Consider the following 655-nt stretch of genomic DNA (forward strand, 5'->3'; position numbering starts at 1 on the left):
TTAATAAAAACATAGCCGACCGCAAGACAGAAATGTTTAGTATGGTCGGTGAATCCTGCCCAGTAACGGTATCTGAAAGCTCTTTACAAGGGGAAGAAGGACCGTTAAACGGCGGGGGTAACTATGACCCTCTTAACCCTTTTGCTCGCTAACGCTCGCAAAAGCGTTAACAGAAAAAGGGGGAGTTAGGTAGCGTAATACCTTGTCGCTTGATTGGCGACTTGCATGAACGGACCAACGAGAGCGCTACTGTCCCCACCTGGAGACCGGCGAAAATGACTTACTGGTGAGCAGTCCAGTACCCCCCAGCAGGAAAAGAAGACCCCGTGGAGCTTTACTGCAGCCTGTTGCTGCAGTATGACCTTGGATGTGTAGCGTAGGCGGGAGACGCTATTAGGAAAGGGTCGTCAGGCTCTTTCTGAGTCGATAATGAAACACCGCTCTTCTGAGGTTGTACCGCTAACTCTTTCGGGAGGACAACTATAGGTGGGCAGTTTGGGTGGGGCGCTACGCCCTCAAAAAGATAACAAGGGCGCCCAAAGGTTGACTCAAGCAGGTCAGAAATCTGCTGTTGAGTGTAAGGGCAAAAGTCAGCCTGACGCGGTTTCGGCCAACAAGAAACCACGGCACGAAAGTGGGGCCTAACGAACCACAG

Annotated in this window: 1 rRNA gene; it reads left to right on the forward strand. The window is 51.5% G+C overall.

The features are described from left to right. Positions 1-655 (forward strand): 23S ribosomal RNA (locus tag QMC96_13335); the annotation flags it as partial.

Source organism: Methanomicrobiales archaeon, assembly GCA_030019205.1.
In the GTDB taxonomy this organism is placed as follows: Archaea; Halobacteriota; Methanomicrobia; order Methanomicrobiales; family JACTUA01; genus JASEFH01.